A 23,553-nucleotide genomic window follows, 5' to 3' on the forward strand; every position below is an offset into this window, starting at 1 on the left:
ATATAATCCTAAGGGTGATCTGACAGATTTAGCTGCAGCATTACCGAGTCTGGGTATTCTAGTCAAGGGTGATGTATTTATTGCGCCAGAAGTGCAGCGACTAGATGCATATATCTTTGCTACCGGCAAGATCTATACCTGCTCGGCCTATCCTAGCCAGACAACAGGTTATAAGGATCCGGCTGCGGTAGCCCAGGCGCAACAATGCAACAATCAACTAAAGGTGCGAGGCGGATTATATGGTCTTGGCGGCGTTCTCTTGGGACGAAACTATTTCCAGAATAATACTGATCTTCCAGTATCAAATGTGAACTTCGATTATCAGCAGCCAGACAAGTATTGGGGCGAGCCGGCAGAAAACATCATTGGTAATGGCATGAGTATGATCACTGCTCCTCCTGGGTTTGATCTATTGCCGAACGGCAACAAGGACGATCTAACCTATCTACAGGGTAATTTTACGCCCAAATTCTAGCTGGCGGCACCACATAGTAGATTTAGGGGTATTTTAAAAATCCCTGCCTATAGTCGTCCCATTACGCAAAGTAGTTATGGTAAAATTAGGAAGGAATTATCATAACCAAGATGCAAGTATTTACAGAAGACGAACATTACTTTGGTGTAGACCTCGGCAACTCCGGGATCCGACTCGTCGAGCTCAAAAACATTCACGATAAGCCAACACTTGTGACTTATGGTGATATTGAATTACCACAGGGGATCATGAGCTCGGACGCACCTGCTGACCTCGAGAGAGTAGCTGCTGCGCTCAAACAGTTAGCTAGCGATGCGCGTGTGAGCACCAAGAACGTTGTGGCTGGTTTGCCAGCTAGTAAGGTATTCGCTAGCATTATCAAGATGCCGCAGATGAGTGAGCAAGAGATCGCGCACTCTATTCGCTACCAAGCTGATAAATATATCCCGATGCCGCTCGAGCAAGTGAAGCTCGATTTTACGAAAGTCACCCAGGCGAAGGATGTGGCTGAGATTGATGTCTTGCTCGTCGCCACACCGACGGTTGTAGCGAATAAGTATCTCAGTATCTTCCAGTCCGCAGGTCTAGAGCTGATGGCACTGGATGTGAACGCTATAGCACAAGCTCGGGCGATGGTGCCAGCAGCCGATGTGGATGTGATATTGGTGGACTTTACATCACTTACAACGGACATAGCACTAGTCGCAAAGGGTGTCACTGGGCTAATTCGCTCGGTCAATATTGGCGCGAAGTCACTCATTCGTGTGACGGCGCAAAACCTCGGCCTTGATGAGGTTCAGGCGGAGCAGTTTGTGCGCAAGTTTGGCATGACGCAGACCAAACTAGAGGGTCAAGTGTATCGAGCAATGAAGCCACTACTCGATAATATTGTCGATGAGATTCGTAAATCGATAGACTTCTTTTATTCACAAGGCAGCACTGGTAAGATCGAGAAGATCGTCATTACCGGCGGGCCTGCTGCTATGCCTGAGCTTCCTGTGTATCTTGCAAATGCCCTTGGGCTAGCCGTTGAGATAGGTAACCCATGGCAAAAGATTAGTTATTCGCGCGACTTTACCGAACGACTCGCTGGTATGGCGTTATCATACTCGACGTCCGTTGGTCTCGCTCTAAGGAATATGGTGTAGATATGTCGCTTCGAGTTAACCTGCTACCAGAGGCTCGAATCCTCAAGCTTAAGAACCAGCAGACACGTCGTATGGTGACAATTGTCTGTCTTTTAATTGTGACGAGCGTTGGTGCATCGATTGTTATCTTGTTGCTGCTACTAGGTACGCGGGCACTTCAGTACAACAGCAATAGTGGCACAATTGATAAGCTCAAGAAGGATATAGAGAATAAGATGACGGTCGAGCAGGATGTTGCTTGGTTTAATGACTCGCTCGATGCATCGTACACTATAAGCAATAGTCGTATTTTGATAAGTCAACTGTTTGATCAATTGACTCAAGCATTGCCGAAAGAGGTCAAAATGACGGCGCTCACAGTAGATCCTAGTTATCAGGTTAAGGCAACGGTGACTGCCCCTGACTTTAATACTGTGGCACTGTTTGGTAATGCCCTAAGTACATTTAACACGTATGCCGAGAAGCGCATACCTGGCATGGACCAAAAGGCAGTTTTTACGGAAGTAAAAATTGACTCAGTTTCAAACAAAAAAAATCAAAGCGCTGAGCAGAAGGAATTTACGGTGGTATTCACGGTAGACAAAGATTTAGTACAGAAGTTTCGCAACGACGCAAGTAAGACTGGACAGGGATCATAATAATGGCGCCTAAGAAACCAGATGCCACTAAGAAATTACAGGTTCCTGAGACACGCTTAACTCAGTTGCAACAAACTAATATGCGTAATTTCTTGATCATTACGATTGCCGGTACAGTGCTTTCGGTGCTAGTGGGTGGATACTTCATATATCAGTTAGCCCAAGCCAACATCAAGAAGTCAAACGAGATCAAGGCTCAAGATATCTACATAGGCTTGGTGAAGAAAAAAGTTGAAATACTACAAAAGTCAGAGGCGCAGCTCAATAGGATCAAAACAGCTGACTCTACAGGAGTATCTGATTTTTCGCGTATTACAGAACGTGTCTTGCCGCCAACCGATGATCTAGGCACTATTCTCACTATTTTTCAAAAGCTTCAGTCCCAAACACTCGTACAGATAGATGACGTATCAAAGGAAGTAAATACTCTCGCTGCGCCGACAGCGACTGCAGGGGGGAGTAGCGCTTCGACGAGTAGCAGTGCGACTTCTTCGTTCCAATTAAGCTTCAAGTCAACTGGAACGTATGATCAGATTAAGAACTTTCTCAAATCCATAGAGGCGTCGCAGCGAGTATTTGACTTCTCGACCCTCAAGATATCGGCAGAGAGCAATATTTTGTCACTTGATATGACCTACAATCTTTATTTCAAAGAAAAACCATCGATTGCTGATACCGAAATGCTGCTATCCGACTATCAGAAGAAGCATGCTGAAGGGAGCGCACAATGAAACGACGCGATATGATCGGGCTCGTCATCGCAATTGCGATTTTTGTGGCCGCGGGAGTGCTGCTGTACTCTCAGCTCGCTCCGGCACCGCAGGATAGTGGCATCAAGGTGACTATTCCGCGTCCGGTGACTATGCCGCTCGATGAGGCGGATACGAGTCAGCCAAATGATCGAACAAAGCTTGACGAGCTCAAGAAGCTGACAGATTTCTCGACACCACAGAAATGTATTGATCAGCCTGACAGATGTGGTGGCAATACGCAGATATTTGGACAATAGGAGGCGAACATGCTGACGCTTGATAATCAGCGCCAAATCGAGACCCTCATCACGCAAGGCCAAATTGTTAAGCCTGATATTCTCGAGATCGCCAAGCTACGGGCGGTCAAGGAGAATAAAGGGCTATTGCAGATATTGTTAGACATGGAAGCAATCAACGAAGAAGATTCGGTGAAGCTGATTGCTATAGCTAAGAAAATCCCTTTTGCTGATCTTGTACATTTAGATAGGCCGATCGACAAGAAGCTCACAGAGCTATTGCCGCAGGAGGTGGCTCGAGAATATATGGCGGTGCCTTTCGGTGTGTCTAACGGTACACTTAACGTCGCAATGCTCGATCCGACCAATCTGCAAGCGGTGGACTTCGTGTCTCGCAAGACGGGCTATCCTATCACGGCTTATATAGCATCGCAGGCGGGCATCAATCGCGTACTGGGGATGTATGCTGACCGCTATAGCAAAGAGATCGAGGATGTCCTCAAGAATGTTGCGTCAGCCGAGAAAGAAGAGGCTGCAGCCGCTAAGAAAGAGCAAGTCGATAAATCTAAAGCCCAAAATATTGTCCAAGACGCGCCAATTACTCGCGCGCTCAACACCATACTCGAATACGCGATTAACTCTCAGGCGTCAGATATCCATGTCGAGCCACGTCAGCATGAGCTGAAGATTCGCTTTCGTATAGATGGCATGCTTCAGGAAGTTATGACACTGCCCAAGTCGACTGAGCCGGCTTTGATTTCTCGCATCAAGATTCTCTCCAATCTCAAGATCGACGAGCACCGCATGACACAGGACGGACAGGCGGTCTATATGTTTGAAGGTCGTGAAGTGGACTTACGTATTGCGATTGCGCCGATTACGTACGGCGAGCAGGTAGTAATTCGTATCCTCGACAAGAATGCGCACCAGATCACTCTCGACTCGCTTGGTTTTCGTGGTCGCAGTTTGCGCCTTATTCAATCAGGCATGCACAAGCCGCATGGCATGATCCTCTCCACGGGCCCAACTGGCTCGGGTAAATCCACGACACTGTACGCAGTCGTACAGGCGATTAAGAGTGTCACGCTCAATATTGTCACGCTTGAGGATCCTGTGGAATACAAGATGGACGGAATTAATCAAATCCAGGTCAACACAGCTGTCGGTCTGACCTTCGCAAATGGGCTGCGTTCAATCTTGCGTCAAGATCCAAATGTGGTGCTGGTAGGGGAAATTCGTGACTCTGAGACGGCTGATCTGGCTGTACAGGCGGCGCTTACGGGACACACGGTGCTCTCTACGCTGCACACCAACTCGGCTTCAGGCGTATTGCCTCGTCTGCTCGACATGAAGATCGAGCCGTTCCTGATCGCATCGACGGTCAATACGGTGATTGGGCAGCGCTTGGTGCGAAAGGTGTGTCAGAAGTGCAAGAAGTCGTATGCGGCATCGCCTTCAGCGATTCAAATAATAAACAAGATCATTGGGTCATTTTTGCCGAAGACACCAGAAGAGCAGAAGGCTAAGGCGGAAGAATATGGCTACGAAGGTTTGCCCTTATATAGTGAAACCGCTTATACTTTATACAAGGGGGAAGGCTGCGCCGACTGTAAGGAAGGCTATGCTGGTCGTATCGGTATCTTTGAAGTGTATGAAATGAACCCAGCTATGGAGAAGTTGCTGCTCGCACACGCGACTACAACCGATATCCAGGCGCAGGCCATCAAGGACGGCATGCTCACTATGCAGCAAGATGGGTATCTCAAAGCTTTGACAGGTATTTCTACGATCGAGGAAGTGTCGCGCGTAGCGACGGATCATTAAGTAATTATTTCTATGCCCCCAACGAATACCACTCCCACACCTCCATCCCAGCCAACCCAAAGCCAGGCTGGCACGATGCCGCCGCAGTCGTCTGTCACCGACGGCTTGGCGACGTCGGGCATCATCCGCGCGCAGAATCCACTGGCATCGACTGGACAAACGGTAGAAATTCCCGACCAGCCGCTTGTCGAAAACATTGCTCCAGCAGTCTCGCTCGAGGGTGGGGTTGGTGTGCCTACGGCACCGATAGTAGTACCGACCTCCAGTTTGGATGACGAAGACATGGATATGCCACCGAGCCTGCCGCAGTCTCCACAGGCTGGGGGAGTAAGTGTTACCCCCGGTGGTCAAGTGTTGGATCAAGGTCCTGTGGCAGTTCAAGCCCCGGCCATGCAGCCAGTACAGAAGTCAGACCAAGCTGTAGCCGAAGCTGATCAAGTGCATAATATTCGATCTAGTGGTGGGCATGCCACGATCGAGCCATATCTCGAAGAAGTGATTCGTCGTGACGCCTCTGATATCCACTTGCAGGTTGGTTTGCCGGCCATGCTGCGTGTCGATGGTTCATTATCGCCAATTCGTGATTCGAAGGAGCTGACGGCTGATGATATCGATGAAATTATCTTCAATCTCCTCGACGAAGAGCAAAAAGAAATCTACACGCATGACAAAGAAATCGACTTTTCGTTTGCGTATGGCGATCTCGGTCGTTTTCGCGTTAATGCCTTCCATGAGAAGGGGAATCCAGCTGGCGCGTTTCGCTTGATCCCCAATAAGATTCGCACCGTCGAGGAGCTCGGCTTGCCGGCCGTGGTCAATAAGATGACGGATTTCCCGCGTGGCCTGGTGCTTGTTACTGGCCCGACCGGTTCCGGTAAGAGTACTTCCTTGGCCGCAATGGTGGATCGCATCAATCGTGAGAAAGCACTGCACATAATCACGATAGAAGACCCGATTGAGTATCAGCATCATCATAAGAAATCGATCGTTGTACAGCGTGAAGTACACTTCGATACGCCGAGCTTCTCAGCGGCACTCCGCAGTGCTTTGCGTGAAGACCCGGACGTAGTGCTCATCGGTGAGATGCGTGATCTCGAAACTATCTCGACAGCAATCACTGTCGCTGAGACTGGTCACTTGGTACTTGCGACGTTGCACACCAACTCGGCCGCTAGCTCGATTGATCGTATGATCGACGTCTTCCCTCCACACCAGCAGCAACAGATCCGCATACAGTTGTCGGGGATTCTCCAGGCTGTGGTAGCGCAGCGACTGATTCCGATGATTGGTGGTGGGAGATTGGCTGCCGCAGAGATTCTGATGGTGACGCCGGCGGTACGCAACATTATCCGTGAAGGCAAGACCCATCAGCTCGATGGTGTGATCCAGACTGGTGCTGAGTACGGCATGCAGTCGATGGACGCGACGTTGGCGCACCTTATCCATGAGGGCAAGATCAGCTATGAGGAGGCGAAGAATTATGCCGTCAATCTCGAAGAATTTGACCGCTTGATGCGGCAGTAGGGGATGCTGATCGATGATTGACTACAAATACAAGGCTAAAGACACGGTCACCGGACGGGTGATTGAGGGCTTTATTTCGGCCGACAACGAGATGGCGGCCGGCAAGCTGCTGATTAAGCAAAATCTCTACCCGATGGAGATTCATCCGAAGGGCGGTAGCGTACTTGGCGTCGGCTCCACGACTGGCCGGGTGCCGATCAAGGCCAAGGTGATCTTTACGCGTCAGATGGCAACGCTCATCAAGGCCGGTCTGCCAGTAGGTACTGCGCTTAATAGTGCCCTCGGCCAGATTGATAATAAGAAGTTGCAGACTATTATCTTTCGCATTGGTAAATCAGTCGAAGGCGGTACGGCCTTCTCTCAGGCTCTCGCGGAATATCCGGACAGTTTTAATCATATCTACGTCGCGATGGTGCAGGCTGGTGAAGCTAGTGGTACGCTTGATACTACTATGTTGCGCCTGGCTGATCAGATAGAGAAGGAAGCTGACATTATCTCCAAGATTCGCGGGGCGCTCGTCTATCCGGCATTGGTTATGTTGGTGATCATTGGCGTCTTGGTGTACATGCTTTCAAGCGTGGTGCCGCAGATTGAGACGCTTTACAAGAGCTTTAATAAGGAGCTACCCTTCGTTACTCAGCTTATTATTGCTGTTACAAATGCTTTTGGTAAGTATTGGCTTATCATTATTCCTGCAATCGTGGCGACCATATATGGCATATATATTTACACAAAATCACCTAGCGGACGTAAGCTGGTTGATCGATTGAAGATTACCTTGCCGCCCTTTAATCAGCTCTTGATCAAGATGTACATGGCGCGTTTCGCACGTGCGTTAGGCAGCTTAACGAGTAGCGGAATTCCAATTCTTGAGTCATTAAAGCTAGTGAGCGATAGTCTTAACAACATTCTACTGCAATCGGAGGTCGCTACATTGACGGAGCAGGTGAAGTCGGGTAGAGCGCTGTCGGAGTCACTTGCTAAGACTGAGTATTTCTTGCCTCTCGTAGGGCAAATGGTGAAGGTGGGTGAGGACTCAGGTACTATGGGGGATATGCTGGATAAGCTCGCGACCTTCTATGAAAATGAAGTGGATCAGCTAGTCAAAAACCTATCAACGCTCATAGAGCCGTTAATCATTATTTTCTTAGGATTCATGGTTATGATCATAATTGTTGGCATTCTGTTTCCTGTCTATTCTCTCGTCGGCTCTGGTCTGTAATGCAGTTGACGTCGTGTGTCATTTTGTTATGATAAGCATAAGCTTTATCGCTCACAAAATTATTTAGGAGGAATTATGAAAAATCAGTCATTAAGAAAAGGTTTTACCTTGATCGAAGTCGTGATTGTGTTGGCTATTGCTGCGTTAATCATGGTGGTAGTGTTCTTGGCGGTTCAAGGGGCACAGAGGGGCCAGCGTGATAACACACGTAAGGATATTGCGAATCGCACTCTGTCAGCAGTAACTGCCTTTAAGGGTAATAATAGTGGCACGCCACCTACGACAGCTGCCCATATGACCGATTTGGCGAATAACTATATGCGTGCAACTAGTGGAACCTTGACAGCTCAGGGTATGACATTTACCTGGCAAACTGGCGCTCTTGGTGCTTGTCCTCAAACTGCTCCAGGTACGGGTGGTCCGGTTCGAGTGCAATCAGGCGCAACCGATACTGTTAGTGTCTGTCTTGAAGCTGCAGCTGCGGCATACAGCGTAAATAACTAAGGATTAATACATCCTACTTTAAAAGCCCCTATAGGGGCTTTTAAAGTAGGACTCGGATGCCTGTATAATCTAGTTATGTTTACCTTATCAATCGCCCTACCATCCTTGCTAGTGGCTCTGTATGGCCTGCTTGTCGGTAGTTTTTTAAATGCCTGGATATGGCGCCTCGCCCATGGCAAGCATGTCTCTCGGGGGCGCAGCATGTGTCCGCACTGCCATACGCAGCTGAAGTGGTATGAGCTTATCCCTGTTTTGAGCTACATTGGCCTACGGGGGCGCTGTCGTACGTGTCATAAGTCGATCAGTTTTCAGTATCCGCTCGTTGAGCTCCTTACAGCGTTATCATGGGTTGGGCTCTTTGTGTACTTTCAGCCGAAGACTTCATTTGGAATGGCAGAGTTTGGAGTGTGGCTTGTGGTTACAACACTGCTCATTGCTTCGTTCGTTTATGATTGGCTGCATATGGAGCTCCCAGATCAATTCACGATTCCAGCGATTGTCGTTGCAGCAAGTTGGCTCGTGGTGAGGTGGTTGTTGTTTCACGAATCAAGCCTGGCGATATCACAGCTGATTTGTGCCGGGCTGTTTGGTGGATTTTACTTGCTTATGTGGTTTGGTTCGCGTGGCAAGTGGCTGGGGGACGGGGATATAAGGCTTGCTGTACTGATGGGGTTGATACTTACTCCTACGCAGCTAGTGGTAGCGATATTTGCGACGTACTTTATTGGAGCTGTGATAAGCCTGGTGCTCATAGTATTGAAGTTTAAGACGCGCAAGGATGCTATCGCATTTGGACCATTTCTTATCATCGGTATGTACGTAGGGTTCTTTGCCGGGGAGAGACTACTGGATGCATACTTCAAGCTGCTGACCTAGATCAAGCACAAGTGGTATAATTGTACTAAGTATGAAATCATCACCACGCCCGATGGGGTTATCTTTGATCGAACTTGTTATCACACTCGCTATTGCTGGCTTATTGACGGCTGGCTCATTTGCTTGGTATTCGACGCAGCGCAGCTCGCAGTTTTATGACGGTGCGAGACAAATAGAGTCGCAACTCAAGGACATTCAGACAAGTATCCTTACCAACGAAGTGCCAGATCCCTTGCTGATACCCACTCCCAACAACCTGACGCGAATCGGCCATACGGTTTTTGCATCCTCGGTGACTGCAAACGGTACCGATAGCGCATCTGCAAATCCTACATTTGCTAGGCAGCTTACCGTAAGGTCCTATACTGCTCAATACAATATGGACACGGGGCGAATTATTTCCGTAGCTATTACAAGTCCGTATGTAGATCGGCAGGTAACATTACCTGCAGGTATGGTTTATAGGGGTATGCGTATACTGCGAAGTCCAAGTCCTCCCGGTGCGCCCTGCGCCGATTTGAACAACTGGTCTTCGAGTAATACGCAAGCAGCTGCTCTCATTGAAGGTGCAGCGAGTATTAATACGATTACGTTTCGACAAGAGCCAAAAGCGTTGAATTATTTTGTCGGCAGCGGGGTAGTTGCAGATTATACTGCTTGGGGCGGGGATAACCCTGCCCCTGGAGTTGCTGCATCTATACCCTGTGGAGTAATGTGGGAGTTTTGGAGTCAGGAAATGATAGGTGGTAACCCAAGATTCAGGGCTGAAATAGTATATAATTTCGCCACATCAAGCTTTAGATTGGTGACACACTGATGACAAAGCAGACGGCTCCAAAAGGCATGACACTTGTAGAGATACTGTTTGCATTTGCCGTCATCGGAACAGTAGTGACGGTGGCCTATTCAGCGGCCTTACGAGCCTGGCGCACGGCGGTGTCGGCTAATCAGCGTACGCAAGCCCAATATCTCGCTCAGGATCAACTCGAGCGCGCTCGAGCGTATCGTAGTCTCTCGGTAACAAATGATCCTACATTGACGCAGACGAGCATGGATTGGAATGGTTTTCTAAACCAACTACATGGTCCAACTGGCATGCACCTTGCTACTTCCACCAGTCTAGGGCTCATCTGGGATGTGAATAATGGTCCCATCGGCCTCCGTGTTCCGGGTGACGATGCGACGAATTATACTGTAGCCTTACGATCTGAAGGGGTATATTGTTCTAACGGTGCACGGAGCGCAGCCCCCGCTGGCTGCGGCGGTCCTCAAAATGTGACCTCAGTAGATCTTCAGGCAGTGGTTACATGGACGGCTGCAACAGGGGTTACTGATAATAGGCTGATTGCAACGACACAATTATTAGCGCCAAGCGAGTAGGATATTATGAAGAGAAACCATCATACATCATCTAAACGATCTGGTTTTACGCTCATTGAGCTGACGTTTTCGATTGCGTTTCTCTCGATGTTGGCCTTGGGTGCGACGATTAGCTTTGTGAATATTATCGGTATTTACAATCGCGCGCAGGGGCTGACTCGCACGCAAGATGCAGCCCGCAATGCAATGGATGCTTTGTCTCGAGATCTTGTCCGTACGACAGACGTACTTACTACACCTGCACCTACACTTGCTCCTGTAGCAGGAGTCAGTGGTGTCGCGCGGTTCCACTGTTTGCGCGATAGCGAGGGGGCATCTGAGAGAGGGTATGCGTTACTTCGGCTTGCCGACAATCGATTTCACCTGGCACGTCTGCAAAATTGCTCTACGCTTGCCAACTACCAGCTCCTAGCACCACTACCAACCTGGTCTACATCTACAGCTTCACCAGTATCGGATTGTGCGGACGCCTTTGTGATTAGGCAAGTCCCCAAATCTGTGCCGAAAGTGTGGCAGGTGACTGTGCGTGTAACCCAGGGGGATCGTGATCCGTGCGGGGCGCCAGATGCCAACGCTCGAGATACGCTTGCGGCGACAACAGTTTTAAGTACTCATGTCGTCAATCAATAGTGGTTTGCACGAGCATCGGATTGTAGTACTATGAAACTAGTTATGGTTCATCGAGTGAAATATTTCTGGAGGAACCGACATCAAGGTTCGGCCGCACTGCTGACGACAATAGCGATCTCGGCTGCATTGGTAGTATTGTTTGTTGGCATTACGACGATTACCACTCGCGAAGTCAGGCAATCGATTGCGACCGACCACTCCAATCGTGCCCTCTATGCCGCTCAAGCTGGCGTCGAAGATGCTGTGCGGCGCTTGAATGAGGATGTCGACTTTGCGAACGAAGAGAATACATGTAATGCAAGTAACAGCGGGAACGCAGTTGATGTAGGGGTCGGCACGAATGCTGCCTGGACGTGTAGAACAATATCGCTCCAGTCCTCGACTATCGAAGGACGACTTGATAAAGACCAAGCGGTGACGATCAATCTCGCCAAATCAGTAAAAAATGATGGTACGACACCGGCTGAAGTGAAATATATGAGTATTCAGTGGAGCAAGTCGGATTTTGATACGAATAACCCGGTTGGTAGCTTAACGACTTACGATCGCTTCTTGCCGGGTACGGGTGGATGGGGTAATCGAGCGGCAGCCATTCAGGTGACAGGTGTTTGGTTTCCGAAGCCTAACCTTGCAACTGCAGAGAAGCTCATAGATGGTACTTTACCTGTCCGAAGCCTCTTGCTGTCTCCGGTTAATTCAGGTGATGCAGATGGCGTACAGGACTTCTCTAATTGGAATCAGGCCTCGAATACTACACTGACAGACTTGAAATCTGGGATGAGCGTCAAGTGTGTAGCAGTCGCTACGTACTCATGCTCTGCTCCAGCCAACTTTGCAGGTGCTGCGAGCACATCGAATACTTACGCATTGGAAAAAATGATGGCCGCTCCTATATCAAACGGTGACGGTACCGCTGCTGTGGTTAAATGTCAGCTCTCCCAATGTAATCTTGTTTTGCGCTTGCAGGCCAGATATGCAGCCACTCACTTCCAGATCCGCTTCTATTACGAAGATGGCAGCACATTGAGAGAGGCTCTTGTGCAGGATGGTTATGCCACGATTGATGTAACAGCACGAAGTGCAACGTATTACCGGCGAGTTGTAGCGAAAAAGAAACTTCTACCGACCGTCACTGATGGGGTGTTTGATAATGCACTCTTCTCAGGGGGTCCGATTTGTAAGACCATGACTGTCTATAAAGACAATCGAGGTGCGCCGGATAAGGTACAGCAACCTGACGGTACTCTCATAGAAAATGCCCGCGCCGGCTACAATAGCTGCGATTAGTACTATTGCGTAAGTGTGGCGGAAGACTCTCAAGCTTTATTATCTGAGTGGAATTGTTTGTGGACTTCCTTAAGCTGTGGGTTTGTGAGATGAGTGTAGACCTGGGTAGTCGCGACATTGGCATGCCCGAGCATCTCTTGGACGCTGCGTAAGTCCGCGCCGTGCGAAAGCAGGTCGGTCGCGAATGAGTGCCTGAGTGTGTGTGGTGTTACTTTCTTGGTGATGCCGGCTTTGACGCGATATTTTTCGACGATGCGCTGCACGCTGCGAGTCGTTAGCCGCATCGGAGACTTGCTGTTGCTGGTATCGGCGCCAGAATAATGAATGAAGAGCGGCTCTTCCTCGTCGGTTCGTGAGTCAAGATAGGCTTTGAGCGCGTCTTTTGCAACATCGGTGAGAAACACGGGGCGGTCTTTTTGTCCTTTTCCACGGATAGTGAATTCGCCGGACTTGAGGTTGATATTTTTGCGATTTAGACTCACCAGCTCAGATACACGTAAGCCGCCGGAGAAGAGGAGTAACATCATGGCTCGGTCGCGCTTGGAGGCTTCATTGTCGCCAATCACCACCTCGATAAGTCGAGATACTTCCTCGGCCGTGAGAAAGGCGACTTGTGGGCGCTTGACGGTAGCAAGCTCGACTTTCTCAGGCGCTAATGAGGGGATATCGCGCTTCGCCAAGTACTTTAAGAATGTACGCATGGCGATGAGATGATAATTAATGGTCGTCAGACTCATGGTGCGCCCGTCGTCGCCAGTATGACGGTTGAGCCACTTGCGCCAGTCTGAGATGGTTTTCTGCGTAATTTTGGCAGGCTTGATATCGCCGGCAAACTCGTAGAAGCGATTGAGGTAGTGTGAATAATTTTCCATCGTCTTGAGGCTGCGGCCACGCTCTACTTCTAGGTGATCGAGGAAGTCGGCTAGATAATCACTAAACATAGTCCGAGCATAGCGCCTATTCCAGATAAGCGCAAGCAATATCTCGCTTGCAATTAACTGTGGACAAGCATAGAATGTGCGCGATGTCTAAAACTAGCTCAAAACAACCCGAAGAACCCCATCTCTTACCTAGGCACCTGGCCTTGCCGGTGCTGATTTTAGCTTTAATGACAGTTCCGTGGTTCTTTGGTGGGCGAGAACCGATGGGTTTATTAGTCAATAGTCTGCTTTCACTGGTACTCTTCGCATCCTGGTTGATCGTATCGCGGTATCAATCCTTGAAGGTAAGTATATATCCGCGTGCTATATTGTGGTCTCTGGTCGCGCTCTTGGCTTGGTCTGCAGTCGTACTACCACTGTCGATCTCGCGCTACACGAGTATTTTGTACCTGATACCATTCTTGCAGTCTGTCGTGGTCTTTGTAGTGGCGCGTGATGTGGTCGGAGACAAGTCTGCGCGACGGTTTATTTGGATGCTGTGGACGATGGTAGCACTGGTCGTCTTAGCGATTGGGGCGGTGATTTTTGTGACGGGTGATTATGATCGCATGACGTCGCTGTTCTATTGGGCGAACCCCTTGGCTACATATTTTATAGTCGCATTGCTAGCTTCCATTCAGCTTATGGAAGAGCACAATACCGAGCAGCAACAACGTAAGCTATGGCTGATTGCGGCCGGCCTTTTTGGTGGCGGACTTATTCTGACATATTCACGAGCTGCATGGTTGATCGTGCTGGTGGTGTTAGTGTTGATGGCTTACTCCAGAAAAGACAAAAAAGCATTGCTCACTACTCTCGCAAAAGTTGCAGTGATCGCAGCAGTGACGGCAGCAGTGCTTGTGACCGTGCGCGTGGCTTTCTTCCGTACTCCGACGATCAATGTCAGCCAGCGGGTGGCTGAGTCGACTACGTCCACCAGTGTGACGGATCGATTTGCATACTGGCGTGAGTCGACGGCAATTTTCTCGGCACGCCCTTTGACGGGGTGGGGGATCGGTACTTTTAAGGAAATACACGCTACGTATCAAGAAGGACCGACCACTGCTGGGGATAATCCGCACTCGACGATCTTCCAGGCATTTGCTGAGCTCGGCGTCGTAGGAGCTGGCATATTCTTACTCTTTATCGGTGCGCTTGCGCGCTATGCGTATCAGATGTTGCGCGATCCAAAGGTAGAGACTTGGCGTAAGACAGCTATGCTTGCGGTGATCGCGATAGGGCTGCATAGTTTTCTTGATCTTGTTTCGAATTATCCGGTTCTGATTCTGACCCTAGCACTTTTCTTGGCGATGGCTTTACCGATAACTGAGCACGTGCATCAGATGCGAATAAAGTCTTGGCGCTTAGGCGTACCCCTAATTGCTTTTGGACTGCTCCTGACGGGCAGTGCGGTGTACACGTATTACAATTATCTTTCGGCGGTTGATACGGAATTTGCAAGCTTGCAGGCAGGCCTTGACCCAGATGACGCGGCAGCTCGCTATGTCGATGTATTTACGCGTCCAGTTTATGATCCAAATTATTTATCTGACGCAGCACTCTTGCAGGTCAGTCGCTACCTTACAGAAGAATCTGCACCGGTTTCTCTCCTAGAAGACGGTGAGCGGTACGCCCGACTTGGCATAAGTCGTGAGCCCTATGATGAGAAACATCATTTCGCACTCGCGCAGATACTTGAGAACCAAGGCAAGACCACTGAGGCCTTGAAGGAATACCAGCGTACACTCGAGCTTGATCCATACAACTATCCGCCATATCAGGCTGCCTATGCGAAGCTTTTGCGACGCGAGGGATATGTCGATGAAGCGATCGAGGTCTTGCTGCCGGTCGAGCGCGCATATACCGATGAAGTGATTGCGAATCGGGCACCATTCGGCCTGAAGTCTCAAGTGGCAGCGGCTGAAGTGCTGTTGACGGATCTCTATATTGAGCGAGGTAAACTGGATAATGCCGCATACTCATTTGGGCGAGTCAAAGCTCTCGTACCACAGGACGATCCAGTGGTTAATCTACTGCAGACGAAGCTCGACGCAGCCAAAAAATAGAGGGCGTACAGAGCTTGTCTTAAGTAGTAACATTCGCCCCAGCATCTGTGAAGCTGGTACAATAGCCTCTAGCAATGAGTATTTCGGCCCAGCTTCTTGATCTCGCAGTCCACACGATTAACTCGGTAGGGTACCTCGGTATTGGGCTTATATTATTCGTCGTAAATATAGGAGTGCCTATTCCTTCCGAGGCAGTACTAATTTTGGCTGGCGCGGTGGTGCACGCCGGTACTTTGCAGCTTTGGGTGATCTTGATGATTGGGGTCTTTGTACAGACAGCGGGGTGTATTGTTGCGTATAGGATAGGACAATACGGCGGGGCACCATTTGTGAAGCGTTACGGTAAATATTTGCTAATTTCTCACGAGGATTATGCAAAAACCCAACGCTGGTTTGCGAAGCATGGCTCGCGAGCGATCTTTATCTCGTTGCTAACCCCTGTCGTCAGGGCTTTTATTGGCATAGTTGCTGGTACGAATAAGGTGGACTTCAAGAAGTTCGTCATACAATGTCTGCTTGGTTCGACGATATGGACCGTGTTGTGGGTCGCCATTGGCTGGTTTCTTGGGGATAGCTGGCGTGCATATTATGACTATATGCATTATGTGGATTATGCGGTTATCTTGCTGGTGGTATTTTTCGCTGTACGTTTCATCTGGAAGAAAATGCGGATTGCACCACAGCAGGCTGGGCGAGGTAAGCGGCCGTAGTGATGTCACATGATTTGATAGCCAAGTTGCCTAACGACCTTCGCCTGATTGCACGTCGTATGACCGATGCGGACAGTGTGACGGTGCATGTTTCTGTGGGGGCTGGGGCTCGACACGAAGATATGGAGCACGAGTATGGCGTATCGCATTTTCTCGAGCATTTGCTCTTCCGCGGTAGTCAGCGCTATCCGTTGCCAAAAGACATTTATGCTGCGATTGATGGTGTTGGTGGACATCATAACGCCTATACGACTCACGAACTCACGACCTTCTTTATCAAGGTACCAAAGGATTCTCTCACGACAGCGCTCGATGTGTTGGCAGATCTCGTGCAGCGACCGCTCTTTGATCCGCGCGAGATAGATCGCGAGCGTGGTGTGATCTTGGAGGAAATGAATGTCTATCGAGACGATCCATCACAGCACGTATTTGACTATGTGGGCGGCCTACTTTGGCCACAGAACGGCTTGCGATCGGATATCCTTGGAAGTGAAGATATTATCCGTTCATTACCGCCAGAGTTGATTAAGAATTACCACACAGGTACATACACCCCCGATAATGTCGTGGTCTCGGTGGCTGGAAATGTGAAGACAGACATTCTCCATAGCCTAGTGGAGCAGAAGTTTGGTGGCTGGCAGGGGGCATATGGCCATAGGCGCGATCAAGGTTCATCGATCATAGCGCCAGAGAGGATGCATATCTTCCAGCGTGATACAAATCAGGTGCATGTCGTGTTTGCGGCGCGCGGGGTGCCATTGCGACACCCAGATGAAGCGGCGCTAAAAGTTCTGACGGCGATACTCGGCCGTGGCTCGTCATCTCGACTGTATGCAAATATCCGCGAACAACGAGGCCTGGCGTATGTCGTCGATATGCGCTCGGTGGGGTACACCGACACGGGTGAGTGGACCATTTATGCGGGTGTGCGTTCCGATAGCCTCGAGGAAGTAGTCGAGGCAGTGATGCGAGAGCTGCGTGCCATTCGTGAGCAAGGAGTGAAAACAGAGGAGCTTGATCGTACGAAGCAACTGTTGCGGGGGCGCGTCATTATGGGGCAAGAAACCAATGCTGCAGTAGCGGATCGATTGGGCTCTGAGTTATTATTGACGGGATCGGTGCGGACGATGGATGAGATGATTGACGCGATTATGCGGGTTACAGCCGATGACGTGTTGCGGGTCGCTCAGCGCTATCTCGATCCGTCGGCGATTCGTTTGTCTATCATTGCGTCAGTAAGTGATGAGTCACAGCGTCGCATCGAACAGATCATTAATGAAGTGTGAGGAAATATGTATGAGTGATCGAAAGCCATTAAATGAACAGGTGTTGGTATTACTGGGGCCAGATGCAAAAAAACTCCAGGCTTTGCGCAACGAACGGACACTCGTCTTGATTAAGCCCGATGCGGTGAAGCGCCAAATTGTCGGCGAGCTAATCACACGCTTTGAGCGCAAGGGATTGAAGCTAGCCGGCATGAAATTAGTGCAGCCGACTGACGCTACGGCCGGCCAACACTACACTGATAGCGAGCAGTGGCTCAAGGATAGCGGCGAAAGAACCTACAATTCATATCTAGACAAGGGTATCGAGCCGCCGATGTCGGCACGCGAGTTGGCCCTGAATACACGCCGCAAATTGATGGAAGGGCTACAAGCTGGGCCGGTGGTGGCCTTGGTGTTGCAAGGTGCTCATGTTATTGAGATCGTGCGCAAGATGCGCGGTGCGACCAGTCCGCAAGTTGCTGACGTGGGGACGATCGGGTTTGACTAATCGGTTGATTCGTATGAGTTGGCCGATGCTGGCGATTGGCCGATTCGCAATGTGATTCACGCTAGTGATAGCGCCGAGAATGCTGAGCGCGAGATTAAGATCTGGTTTAAGCTAGGCGAACTGGTTGATTATACGAGCGGGATCGAGCAGATTCTCTATTCTAAAGAGTGGGATAAGTAAAACAGAATCAAGTGGCGTCCCCGGAGAGATTCGAACTCCCGACGCCCTCCTTAGGACGGAGGCGCTCTATCCACTGAGCTACGGGGACATATACTAAAGGGCGCACCCATTATATCAGGCGTTTCAGATATGCGCGAACCGAAAGGCTTTATTCTTCAGGTGCTGCCTGGTAGCATAAGCGTATGACCAAGCGTGATCGCGTGATTGAGCGGGCTGCTCAACATGATGTCGATGATGGCCACGAGCCGGACGTGATTTTCGTAGAGCGGCAGTTTCCGATTGTGTTGCGAATACCGTTGATAGTGGGATTATTGATTGTCCTGGTAGGGCTCGTGCCTTGGTCGATTGCTACAGCGAATGCATATTCGTGGCAGCCACTCACCATCCAATGGCTAATCATGTGGTCAGTGGTTTTGCTTGGCTATTGGAGCTACCATTTTGCAAGCTGGTATTTTACGGTCCTGATTCTCACTGAAGAAGAATTGACCTTCATTAAACAGAAGGGGTTCTTCCGTCGATCTGTCGAAAGTCTGACGCTCAATAACATACAGAGTGTGAACTACACCATCCCTGGCTTGCAGGGTGCAATCTTCCGGTTTGGCAATCTGTCAGTTCAGACACTATCTGGAAGTGGGCATATGATCATCAAGTCGCTATATAAGCCAGCGCGCTTACAGGCTGAAATTCTCGAGGCAGTACAGGAATATGGTTCGACAGATGTGGATTAGATGGTGTATGATGCACAGGATAATAGTGTAACCTAACGGGGAGTGATATGGCCGACTAAGATAAGGAATCGAAGAAATCCGCCCGCAAAACAGCGGCGAAAAAAACTAAAGACAGCAAGGCGTCAAAAAGGGTAACCAAGAAGCAGTCAGCAAAAGAAAAAGTACTTGCTGCAGTTGTGGCTGATGATACTAAGAAAAACGAAACAGTGAAGAAAAAAAGTGCGTTTCGTGCTCGTCTCCAGAAGCTTGGCGTAAAGACCGGTACCAACCGCCGCCTGATCGTCGTCTCTGCATCGGCAGCTTTGGCAGCTCTACTTATTACTATCACGGTATTCGGCGTGCTTATTTATAAGATGAAGCGCGATGATCGAGCGACCGAAATCGTCGCAAATATCATTCCATATCCAGTCCTGAGTGTGAACGGTAACGTTCTCTGGAATGCCGAGACATACGGAACGTATCTCTTCGAGATGCGCAGTATCAAGAAGTTTTACGAATCGCAGCAAGAAGATCTCTCAAGCGAAGAAGGCAAGAAGCGCCTGGCGGATCTGAAGGAGCAGTTGTTTGGTCAGTTAATTGATCAGCAGATCATTGCTCAGGAGGCTGCGAAGGAACGCATTACGGTTACGAGCAAAGAAGTAGAAGAGGAATTCAAGAAGCTTTCCGAAAGCGCTGGTGGCGATGATAAGGTGAAAGAAACCCTTCAGAAGCTGTATGGCTGGACGGTTGATGATTTCAAGAAAAAGATTAAGTTTAATTTAATACAAAAGAAACTCGCGGATAAGATCACAAATGATCCTGCGCGTAACGGCGTTGCAAAAAGTAAGGCTGACGATGTGCTGAATCAACTGAAAAACGGTGGCGACTTCGCGGAACTGGCTAAGAAATACAGTGAAGATACGTCGGCATCGAGTGGTGGTGACCTTGGGTTTATTGCTAAGGGTCAGACAGTCAAGGAATTCGAAGATGCAGCATTTGCACTCGAGGTCGGTCAGGTGAGCGGAGTAGTTAAGACTCAGTTCGGGTATCACATTATCAAGTCGCTCGAGAAGAAGGATGATCAAGTCAAGGTATCACACATCTTGATTAAGGGGGTTGATCTCGAGACTTGGTTGCAAGAGCAACGCGATAAAGCAAAGGTAGTTCGTTACTTCACGCCATAATTTTGAGCTAGGAGGGTCGTTGTGGAAACACCACAAGCATCAGGGGGACAACATCAATCGCATGATATTCCTTCGGGCGGGAATCCTCCCGATACTCATGGAGTGCATGACGGGCCTCACTCGCGGGCCGAAGTAGGTAGTAGTCATTCGGAGCCTGGACGTGCAAGCCTCGAGCCTACGGAAGCATTTCGCCAAGAGTTGCGTCAGAATCAACCTGCGCCCAAGCATGTAGCACACGAAACACAATCACACCTTTTGACACCTGCTGATAGCCTACCAAAGCAGCCGACAGATAGCGGCCTTCAGCTCGGACAAAAAATCGGACCCAATGGTCAGCCAATCGCAGAGGTAGTTGATCCGAGTGATGTCCCGCCACCACCCTCGGGGCGTTGGCAAACTTTTTGGTATGCATTAAGCGTCTTAAGTCTTGGCATTTTGTTTACTTCTACGAGTGTTGTGACGAGCTCTGGTACGCTCCAAAAATTACTGTTAGGTCTGCAAAACAACCCTGAAGATGTACTATTTGGTGCAAGATTGGATATTATCTTAGCAAATTCATTACTCGGGGCATTTATCGTTTGTTTGCCACTGTTTATTCTGTCGACAATCAAAGTAGATCGTTATCGACAGTCGCACGTCGATATGCCAACAACGTCGCTCAAAAAGATCTCATATATCTTCATGGTTCTGTCGGTGCTGGTGATGATTGGTCAGATCAGTACCGCAATCTTCCAGGCGCTCAACTATACATTTAGCACTATCAATATTGTCCCTGTCTTTGTGGATATTTGTTTTGTGGCAATCTATTTCTTTTGGCTCTATACATCAGTTGCGGAGGACAGACTACAATGAAGCAGTATCATACACTTATCACGCTGATTATTGCCGGCCTACTCACCATTTTGTTTGTGGTTGGATATGGCATCATGGTCACACCAAATGATAAACAAGCTAAATTGTATGACCAGCAGCGCGAAAAAGATTTTACGAAGCTCAAGTCCTCGATCCAGACCTACTATACTTCGAAACGAGAACTTCCCAAGACTCTTGTGAGCCTTACGCAAGAAGATGGATCTGGCGGTAGTGATCTGTCAGGGAATGCATTTCTCGATGGTTTGCTCGGCTCGTTCGCGGGCTTATCGATTCGCGATCCGCAGACAAACAAAGAATATGAGTATAAGTATGATAATCAATCGAGCAAAGAATACCAGCTGTGTGCGAAGTTTGCGAAATCAAACGAAGAAGGTGATAAGAAGATAAAGCCAACTCCTACGCCATCATATTTGAGGAAGACAACACAGAGTATTGTCGTAAAGCACGGTGCTGGTGATCAGTGTATCAAGTTCACTATCTCTGAGCAGAAAACTGATGATGACTATATTCCTTTTATCCAGACTGCCCCACGATCAGACGATGCGGAGCTGTCGCCAGAAGAAGAACAACGTTTATCTCAAGAACTTGGAGACCAGCCGAAGAGTTCGCCAACGCCGAAGATAACCCCAGCTTTCTAGTCATAAAGAAATACCCCCAGGCATTAAGTCTGAGGGGAGGGGTGATCGATTCTTTTTTGGCTACGCTCGCCTTTTGCCTGAGAGGATACGCATCAAGCAGAGGGCATTCTCCCAGCCTTGCGCGTCCGGACGGAATCGAGCAATGATCGGTCCTGCTTCTAGGAAGTGAGGATCGAGCTGACGCATATTGCGCAACTCAGTCTCGGTTACTCCTTTGAGGACGATGATTTTCTTACCCTCGAAGTTCGTACAGTCGGGGTAAAACACGAGAACGCCCAAGTAGATACCCATCTGCTTCACCCGTTCGATCTTGAAGTTGAGTGGGTTTGGGTTTGGTGGAGCTGTTGTTATATCGGGCTTTCTTATCGCGCCGATTGGAGAGGTATGACGACTGCAGTCGCACGAGTGCTCTAAGCCGTGGCCTCTGGCGATGAAGTTCAGTCCCATGAGAGAACTTCCTTAGGTGTACAGCGCACGCTCGCGCTCGAGGCTGGATCGCGCCACTTGCTCGTACCGCTCTTGCATTCGTTCGGTCTGAAAGATGAAAGGTCGAGCGAGAAAGCGTTCGATGAAAATTTTACGACCAAGCTCCCAGAGATTGTCAGGGTATTGCTCAAACTCTCGTCGAATGAGCGCCGTGCCACGCGCATATTCTTCTGGATCGGCGGCGAGCGAGAGTAGGTCGAGATCACAAACGATCGCAGAGTTGGCATCTGTTGCTAGATGGCTCTCAGTGGCACGGACGAGAGGAGCTGCAGTTTTCACAACCGTATCGTCTGCAAATACTTGGTGCGCGGCTGGACCATGGGCCGACAGCAAATGGAGCATTAGCTTGGCGCTCATGCGCTCGTTGAGCTTGAAGCCAGGGTAGTACACGATATCATGAAACCATAGCGCAAGCTTTACCTCGGTTGGGGCATCGGGGGAGTACTGCTCTTGGTAGGTGAGCACTCGATCGATATGGTCGAAGCTGTGATAGTGTCGACCTGCTCCATCATACTGGCTCTTGATGGCGTCATACACTCTTAGGCACATGCTGGGACTGGCCGGCGAGCCACTGGTCAAGTCTGCCCATCGCTGCATCATGTGGTTTTTCATCTTTACCTCCTGTAGTCTTTTTGTCAAAGGACATCTTGAATATAGCGAGCTGAAAGAGTATTGTTAACTGTGTATAGTAATGATTAGACAAATTACATAATATATCTCAAGAAAAATCCATCAATATGCTTGACCCACGTTCATTACTCGCGCGCCTTGATCTGTCAGAATCAGAAATCGACGCATATTTAGCTTTACTAAATGGGGCTCAGAGCGCACGTGAGATCGTGCAAACTACAGGGCGAAGTAGACCGACCGTATATTATGCGCTGACAGCCCTTGAACGCAGGGGATTACTATCGAAGACTGGCCTTGATGACGAGCAAAGCTTCCGGATAGAGCCTTTGAGTCGTCTGCAAACTATTGTGCGACACAAGCAGCAAGAGGTAGAGTCCTTAGAAAGTGAACTGGAAGCCTTCGCCGCGCAATTCCAGCAGTCCGATAAGGCTGATCATAAGCCTAATGTGGCATTCTATGAAGGGGTGAGTGCGGTACGCAGTGTCATTATGGAGACAGTATATTGTCACTCGAGGCAAATTGATACGCTGGTTCCTACCCGCAATTTCTTTTGGCAGTTTGGTCCCGATTTTGTTGAGAAATATGTAGAACTGCGCCATACGCTCGGCGTGAAGACTCACAACCTATGGCAGGAGCCGGTTGACCAGGCGATTATCGATCAGTTTTATGATAAGGCAGAGATACGACTAATGCCCGGCGGGCTGGGGGATCGCTTTCGCACTACTGTCTTTATGTATGATGACTGTGTTTTGTATATATCGTCCTTGGCAAGTGGCTACGCATTACTCGTGCGTTCGCCTGAACACCGTGAGCTGATGCGAGAGCTATACGGGGTAGTTTGGGAGTTATCTAAATCATTGACTACATAATGTGTACGAAATGATTGAATT

General features: G+C 49.2%; 27 protein-coding genes and 1 tRNA gene. 24 read left to right on the forward strand and 4 right to left on the reverse strand.

Annotated elements, in window-relative coordinates; all coding sequences use genetic code 11:
• The 14 genes from IT415_00270 to IT415_00335 form a co-directional block, all read left to right on the forward strand.
• A partial coding sequence (locus tag IT415_00270; protein MCC7543137.1) for a hypothetical protein occupies positions 1-475 on the forward strand: 475 nt, incomplete at its 5' end.
• A 110-nt stretch (positions 476-585) separates the two neighbouring features.
• A complete protein-coding gene (pilM, locus tag IT415_00275; protein MCC7543138.1) occupies positions 586-1,623 on the forward strand; it encodes a type IV pilus assembly protein PilM in 1,038 nt (345 codons plus the stop codon).
• A gap of 2 nt (positions 1,624-1,625) precedes the next feature.
• The gene (locus IT415_00280; GenBank protein MCC7543139.1) at positions 1,626-2,261 is read left to right on the forward strand and encodes a PilN domain-containing protein; all 636 of its coding nucleotides are present in this window, start codon (positions 1,626-1,628) and stop codon (positions 2,259-2,261) included.
• A 2-nt stretch (positions 2,262-2,263) separates the two neighbouring features.
• Positions 2,264-2,992: a hypothetical protein gene (locus tag IT415_00285; protein ID MCC7543140.1), complete on the forward strand. Its 729-nt coding sequence runs from the start codon at positions 2,264-2,266 to the stop codon at positions 2,990-2,992.
• Positions 2,989-3,270 (forward strand): hypothetical protein, encoded by a 282-nt coding sequence (locus IT415_00290; GenBank protein ID MCC7543141.1) that lies wholly within the window; start codon positions 2,989-2,991, stop codon positions 3,268-3,270. The genes IT415_00285 and IT415_00290 overlap by 4 nt, the downstream gene beginning before the upstream one ends.
• A gap of 9 nt (positions 3,271-3,279) precedes the next feature.
• On the forward strand, positions 3,280-5,073 hold the full coding sequence (locus IT415_00295; protein MCC7543142.1) for a type II/IV secretion system protein: 1,794 nt from the start codon (positions 3,280-3,282) through the stop codon (positions 5,071-5,073).
• A gap of 390 nt (positions 5,074-5,463) precedes the next feature.
• Complete coding sequence (locus IT415_00300; GenBank protein MCC7543143.1) at positions 5,464-6,597, forward strand: type IV pilus twitching motility protein PilT; 1,134 nt, start codon at positions 5,464-5,466, stop codon at positions 6,595-6,597.
• Between the two features lie 13 nt (positions 6,598-6,610).
• Positions 6,611-7,819, forward strand: a complete 1,209-nt coding sequence (locus tag IT415_00305) for a type II secretion system F family protein (protein ID MCC7543144.1) — start codon at positions 6,611-6,613, stop codon at positions 7,817-7,819.
• A 75-nt stretch (positions 7,820-7,894) separates the two neighbouring features.
• Positions 7,895-8,323, forward strand: coding sequence for a type II secretion system protein (locus tag IT415_00310; GenBank protein MCC7543145.1), 429 nt, complete (start codon positions 7,895-7,897; stop codon positions 8,321-8,323).
• 75 nt (positions 8,324-8,398) lie between these two features.
• A complete protein-coding gene (locus IT415_00315; GenBank protein ID MCC7543146.1) occupies positions 8,399-9,199 on the forward strand; it encodes a prepilin peptidase in 801 nt (266 codons plus the stop codon).
• A gap of 31 nt (positions 9,200-9,230) precedes the next feature.
• Entirely contained in the window at positions 9,231-10,016 is a 786-nt protein-coding gene (locus IT415_00320) for a hypothetical protein (GenBank protein MCC7543147.1), read from the forward strand.
• Positions 10,016-10,579 carry a hypothetical protein gene (locus IT415_00325; GenBank protein ID MCC7543148.1) on the forward strand — a complete coding sequence of 188 codons (564 nt, stop codon included), beginning with the start codon at positions 10,016-10,018 and terminating at the stop codon, positions 10,577-10,579. The genes IT415_00320 and IT415_00325 overlap by 1 nt, the downstream gene beginning before the upstream one ends.
• Positions 10,580-10,585: 6 nt before the next feature.
• The gene (locus IT415_00330) at positions 10,586-11,209 is read left to right on the forward strand and encodes a hypothetical protein (protein MCC7543149.1); all 624 of its coding nucleotides are present in this window, start codon (positions 10,586-10,588) and stop codon (positions 11,207-11,209) included.
• Between the two features lie 30 nt (positions 11,210-11,239).
• Positions 11,240-12,496 carry a hypothetical protein gene (locus IT415_00335; GenBank protein MCC7543150.1) on the forward strand — a complete coding sequence of 419 codons (1,257 nt, stop codon included), beginning with the start codon at positions 11,240-11,242 and terminating at the stop codon, positions 12,494-12,496.
• Positions 12,497-12,525: 29 nt separating this feature from the next.
• On the opposite strand, the gene IT415_00340 is transcribed toward IT415_00335, so the two are convergent.
• The gene (locus IT415_00340) at positions 12,526-13,437 is read right to left on the reverse strand and encodes a tyrosine-type recombinase/integrase (protein MCC7543151.1); all 912 of its coding nucleotides are present in this window, start codon (positions 13,435-13,437) and stop codon (positions 12,526-12,528) included.
• An 83-nt stretch (positions 13,438-13,520) separates the two neighbouring features.
• Between IT415_00340 and IT415_00345 the strand changes: the two genes are divergently transcribed.
• From IT415_00345 to IT415_00365, 5 genes are all read left to right on the forward strand, one after another.
• Positions 13,521-15,482 (forward strand): O-antigen ligase family protein, encoded by a 1,962-nt coding sequence (locus tag IT415_00345; GenBank protein ID MCC7543152.1) that lies wholly within the window; start codon positions 13,521-13,523, stop codon positions 15,480-15,482.
• Between the two features lie 74 nt (positions 15,483-15,556).
• Positions 15,557-16,192: a DedA family protein gene (locus IT415_00350; protein ID MCC7543153.1), complete on the forward strand. Its 636-nt coding sequence runs from the start codon at positions 15,557-15,559 to the stop codon at positions 16,190-16,192.
• Entirely contained in the window at positions 16,192-17,478 is a 1,287-nt protein-coding gene (locus IT415_00355) for an insulinase family protein (protein MCC7543154.1), read from the forward strand. Before IT415_00350 ends, IT415_00355 begins: the two co-directional genes overlap by 1 nt.
• A 10-nt stretch (positions 17,479-17,488) precedes the next feature.
• Positions 17,489-17,965, forward strand: coding sequence for a nucleoside-diphosphate kinase (locus IT415_00360; protein MCC7543155.1), 477 nt, complete (start codon positions 17,489-17,491; stop codon positions 17,963-17,965).
• A gap of 18 nt (positions 17,966-17,983) precedes the next feature.
• On the forward strand, positions 17,984-18,145 hold the full coding sequence (locus tag IT415_00365) for a hypothetical protein (protein MCC7543156.1): 162 nt from the start codon (positions 17,984-17,986) through the stop codon (positions 18,143-18,145).
• A gap of 12 nt (positions 18,146-18,157) precedes the next feature.
• Here the strand turns inward: IT415_00365 and IT415_00370 are convergent.
• Positions 18,158-18,233 (reverse strand) — tRNA-Arg (locus tag IT415_00370).
• Positions 18,234-18,327: 94 nt separating this feature from the next.
• Here IT415_00370 and IT415_00375 point away from each other — a divergent pair.
• The 4 genes from IT415_00375 to IT415_00390 all read left to right on the forward strand — a co-directional run bounded on the left by IT415_00375 (position 18,328) and on the right by IT415_00390 (position 21,547).
• Positions 18,328-18,873, forward strand: coding sequence for a PH domain-containing protein (locus IT415_00375; protein ID MCC7543157.1), 546 nt, complete (start codon positions 18,328-18,330; stop codon positions 18,871-18,873).
• Positions 18,874-19,175: 302 nt separating this feature from the next.
• On the forward strand, positions 19,176-20,036 hold the full coding sequence (locus IT415_00380) for a peptidylprolyl isomerase (protein ID MCC7543158.1): 861 nt from the start codon (positions 19,176-19,178) through the stop codon (positions 20,034-20,036).
• Between the two features lie 21 nt (positions 20,037-20,057).
• Positions 20,058-20,888 (forward strand): hypothetical protein, encoded by an 831-nt coding sequence (locus IT415_00385; protein ID MCC7543159.1) that lies wholly within the window; start codon positions 20,058-20,060, stop codon positions 20,886-20,888.
• Entirely contained in the window at positions 20,885-21,547 is a 663-nt protein-coding gene (locus IT415_00390) for a hypothetical protein (protein ID MCC7543160.1), read from the forward strand. The genes IT415_00385 and IT415_00390 overlap by 4 nt, the downstream gene beginning before the upstream one ends.
• Before the next feature lie 60 nt (positions 21,548-21,607).
• Here the strand turns inward: IT415_00390 and IT415_00395 are convergent, their stop codons facing one another.
• Both IT415_00395 and IT415_00400 read right to left on the reverse strand, forming a co-directional pair.
• Positions 21,608-21,994 (reverse strand): hypothetical protein, encoded by a 387-nt coding sequence (locus tag IT415_00395; GenBank protein MCC7543161.1) that lies wholly within the window; start codon positions 21,992-21,994, stop codon positions 21,608-21,610.
• Between the two features lie 12 nt (positions 21,995-22,006).
• Positions 22,007-22,633 carry a hypothetical protein gene (locus IT415_00400; GenBank protein ID MCC7543162.1) on the reverse strand — a complete coding sequence of 209 codons (627 nt, stop codon included), beginning with the start codon at positions 22,631-22,633 and terminating at the stop codon, positions 22,007-22,009.
• A gap of 137 nt (positions 22,634-22,770) precedes the next feature.
• Between IT415_00400 and IT415_00405 the strand changes: the two genes are divergently transcribed.
• Positions 22,771-23,532, forward strand: a complete 762-nt coding sequence (locus IT415_00405) for a hypothetical protein (protein ID MCC7543163.1) — start codon at positions 22,771-22,773, stop codon at positions 23,530-23,532.
• Positions 23,533-23,553 lie beyond the last annotated feature (21 nt).

This window comes from bacterium, from assembly GCA_020854115.1.
Taxonomy (GTDB): domain Bacteria; phylum Patescibacteriota; class Saccharimonadia; order CAILAD01.